We start from the raw sequence: 3,712 nt of genomic DNA on the forward strand, positions 1-3,712 counted from the left end.
GTGCAGGAGCGGGACATGGCGGCGGTGCAAATGTGGGACATGGCGGCGCGGCTGGTGTGGGCCACGGCAGTTCGGTATCTACCGCGACCCCGGGGCACGCCATGCAAGCGGCGTTTCCAAGCCCGCACTCGCGTGGCGGGCATCACGGCGCATCTGGCTTCAGCCCGGGGCACGCGATGCAGGCGGCGTTTCCAAATCCTCAAACCCGGGGCGCCCATCACGGCGCGTCGAGCTTTGCTCCGGGTCAATAGCGTGTAGCGACGTAAAAGCCCCTGCCATGTGCAGGGCTTGATCATCTAGCTCTTGGTCGGGTGACAGATGATCTGTTGGATGCTGTTGAACGGCGCCACGAGAGGCCTAGCTTTTGCGTGGTCCGTATGATCGCTCCCAGCGATGAAATCCCTCCCCATGGTGTAGGGCGGGTACATGGTGCATGCATTCTGCACGCCGAACACGATCGTCAAGGACTCGCAGTCCTCTACTAGCTTCGAGAGATGGCCTTCCAGCGTATATGGGTCGATCTCCGACATCAGGCTGTCCCCTTAGTTGGATTCAATGTGCAGCTTAATGGGGGTCACGGAAAAAATGCAGAAAAAATCCGAGGGACCATCGATAGGCCGACGCCGGAAATTTCCCCCCGGCCCCCTCGCGTGACGGTCCTCCACTTCGAGCCGACATCGCATATCGAGGCAGACTGTCCTACGACTCGTCCCACGCCTTCGCCTCATCCCATGGCGCGCGCATCCACACGTCGCGCTCCTCATCGGTCAGGATCACCGGCATCGGCTTCGGGTGGATCGGAGCGACCACAGCATTCGGCACCATAGTCGGTGCGCCATAGAAGCTGCCCGCGAGGCGGACCGCGCCAAGTCTCATGCATGCCCTGCGCCTTGGAAGGCTTCGGTGGCCCAACCCAGCCCTTGCCCCCGCGCACTCACATTATCTTGCCACACCGCGAACGAACGCTCCGAACAACTGCATCATTTGCTGCTGATTGGCTTGATTTATACGATCCTGATTGGCCTTTTGTAGTTCCAGTTCGTACCCTCGCTGTGCCCCCGCGTGCCCGAGTTCAGCGGCTCGGTGTAACAAGGCCAGCTTGGTCTGTTCCGGATTAGGAGTCGGGACCAATCCTTTGTCGATAAGATCAACGAGGCTCACCATCGAGTCGGCATCGTCCAGCGCGCTGCCACGCTTGAACAGGGTGATGGCCGTTGCCGCATCTTTTCGGTCGTAGAGGTACATCCCGCCGAGATTGTCAAACGCTGCAGGGTAGTTTGCTTGGACCAGCCGCGCAAAAATATCGAATGCTTGCCTCTTGTCCTTGAACTGGGCGGCGCGACCAAGCTGGTATTGATATCGGAGTTCTGTGGGAAACGTCGCAACCGCCTTACTGCAAGCCTCATAGGCCTGATCGGCTTGGTGCTTCAAAGCGTCGAAAGGTACGCCCTCGCCTGTCCTTCTGACGTCGGTGGGGTTAGCCGCGAGTCGGTCGCAGTCATTTCCGCTTTGCTGCCGTTGCCGCAATTCCTCGGCAACAGTTTCTCTTGCCTGACGCTCGCGCTCGGCGGCTTCTAGCGAGCGCTGAAATTCCCGTTGCGCGCGCTCACGTGCCTCTTTCTCCTGTTGCTCCTGCTCAGCCTTTTTCCTCGCTGCAACCGCTTCCTGCTGTTGACGCCATTCCGAGATGACATCCCGAGTAACGATCTTGAACTGGTCACCGGATCGAGGATGAAAACCCGGCCCATCGTAAAACTCATAATCTCCACTCTCGCTGCGCCAGTACCAAATCTTTGTAGCTCCCGTCGTCGGATCGAAAAAACCATACTTCTCAGGATCGTCTACTCGCACGGGTACGCGCCGAACTACCTTTGCAGTCTGGGCGTTCCATGCCTCTGCGACCTCCCGCGTGATCGGGACCAGTTCCCCACCTGTCTTCGGATGAAAGCCCATCAGGTCAAACAATTCGATCTGGCCGCTATCGTCCTTCGAGTACCAAGCAACCGGTTCACCTGTGGTCGGATCGAAGAATGTCGGATCATTTGATGTGATCTGCCTTGGCCGATGGCCATTTCTATATTCCGCGATCTTCTCGGCAATCTGGGGGGTAAGAGGGCGGCATTCACGCCCGGTCTCGGAATCAATCCCGACGCGGTTCAGCGTTTTAATGCTCGTCCGAGTCATCACGTAGCATTTCTCGGCCACACCGTTCTTCCGAAAATTCGCGTCAATACGTCCAAGCAGCAGCGAATGTCCGATGACGAGCGCGAGGAGGCCCGCGTAACCGACTCGGCGCTTCTGCTTCGAAAATGAAAACAAATAGCCCGCGAGGACCACGATGGCCGCAAAGCTGGCCCAGAGAATTGTCCGGGTGACTCCGGGATTTAAATCGTAAGCGTCGGCGAGTTCTTCGGTGTAGCTCCGCGCGACATAGTAGTAGACAAGCTCATTGCAGAGCCAAAAGATCAATCCGCCAACGAGAACGCAGGCGAGCACGATAACTGCGATTTGGGTAACCGCATTGAGCCGCCCCAGTGTTTGCGAGGCGACGCTGCGCACTTTTTCGATTGCTTGCACTTCCAACCCCCACATCCGCAAATATACGGATGCAAAACTTCAACCCAGCATTGACGATAGGAGGTGAACCTCTGAATTGTCAAAGCCCTATATAGCTCGCCATCCCGCGAGGCGAAATTCAGTAAGACCCCGGATTTTGTATCATCGGATGAGAGATGAGGCCCCTCAACCGAACGGCCCCGGGGGTGGCGGGGAACGTCTTACAGAACCTCCTGCATCCGCTGTCCGGCGCAGATCGTGCGGCGTGAACGGCTTGAGGCCGAGCATATCGCAGATGCCGCGTGTCGTGACCTTGCCCTTGCGCTTAATGCCGCGCAGCGCGTCGGCCATCGCCTTCCGATGCAGCGGCTGATCGCCGAGGGGTGAGGCGAAGACAAATTGCTTATTCGATCCCCTCAAGGCTTCCCGGATGATCTCGACCGCGAGATCGGACAGCGGCTGCTGGATGACGCGCCGCTTCTTGACCCGCTTCAGTGGCACGTCGAGGCGCGGCTGCTCGCCGTCGAGGTCGATCAGTTCGTTGCGGTGCGCGTCGAGTAGCTCGGCCGAGCGCAGCATGGTGACCAGTTCGAACTTGAGCGCGAGCCGGGTCCTGCGGTCCCAAGACGCCATCAGGTCGTCCCGGTCGAGGCCGTGCCAGAAGGTCCTGATCTCGTCCTCGGTCAGCACGCGGGTGCGCGGATGCTCCGGGTCGAGCGGCTTCAGATCACTACAGGGGTTGGCCGTGATGTACTCGCGCCGCAATGCCCATCGGAACATGCCCGACGCCGCCTTACGCATGTGACGCGCATTGCTGACCGAAGGCTTGCCGCCGTGCCGACCCGCCACGATGTCGTCCGACAACGCCTGAATGTCGCCTCGGGTGACCTCGGCTGCGATCTTCCGGCCCAGCTTTGGGCCGAGGAAGCGCCGCAGATGGCTGGCGGTGTTCTCCCAACTCTCCAGCCGGGGCCGCATCTCACCGTCCGGCTTCTTGACCGGGCTCTTCATCCACTCGATCCGCTCCTCGATGATCTCGGAGACGGTCTTGCCCTGTTTTGCCCGGTGCGCCTTCTGCTGCCGCAGGCTCTCGGCGATGTTCTCGCCGTTGCCGATCCGGGTTTTCAGGGCATAGACCTCGGTGCGGGCCTGCTCG

3 protein-coding genes and 1 pseudogene are annotated in these 3,712 nt (G+C 59.7%); all 4 read right to left on the minus strand.

Going from position 1 to position 3,712, the window contains the following annotated elements; genetic code table 11:
• Positions 1-296: 296 nt before the first annotated feature.
• A complete protein-coding gene (locus tag FXV83_RS39580) occupies positions 297-530 on the minus strand; it encodes a hypothetical protein (RefSeq protein ID WP_148745470.1) in 234 nt (77 codons plus the stop codon).
• Positions 531-714: 184 nt separating this feature from the next.
• Positions 715-840, minus strand: a pseudogene (locus FXV83_RS44630) (SOS response-associated peptidase); the annotation flags it as partial.
• A gap of 99 nt (positions 841-939) precedes the next feature.
• Positions 940-2,583, minus strand: a complete 1,644-nt coding sequence (locus FXV83_RS39585) for a tetratricopeptide repeat protein (protein ID WP_148745471.1) — start codon at positions 2,581-2,583, stop codon at positions 940-942.
• Between the two features lie 159 nt (positions 2,584-2,742).
• On the minus strand, positions 2,743-3,712 hold a 970-nt coding region (locus tag FXV83_RS39590), incomplete at its 5' end, for a tyrosine-type recombinase/integrase (RefSeq protein WP_148745473.1).

The organism is Bradyrhizobium hipponense, from assembly GCF_008123965.1.
GTDB classification, from domain to species: domain Bacteria; phylum Pseudomonadota; class Alphaproteobacteria; order Rhizobiales; family Xanthobacteraceae; genus Bradyrhizobium; species Bradyrhizobium hipponense.

Excerpts from the sequence above, each read along its gene's own strand:
- FXV83_RS39580 (WP_148745470.1), bottom strand. The coding sequence starts at position 530 with ATGTCGGAGATCGACCCATATACGCTGGAAGGCCATCTCTCGAAGCTA.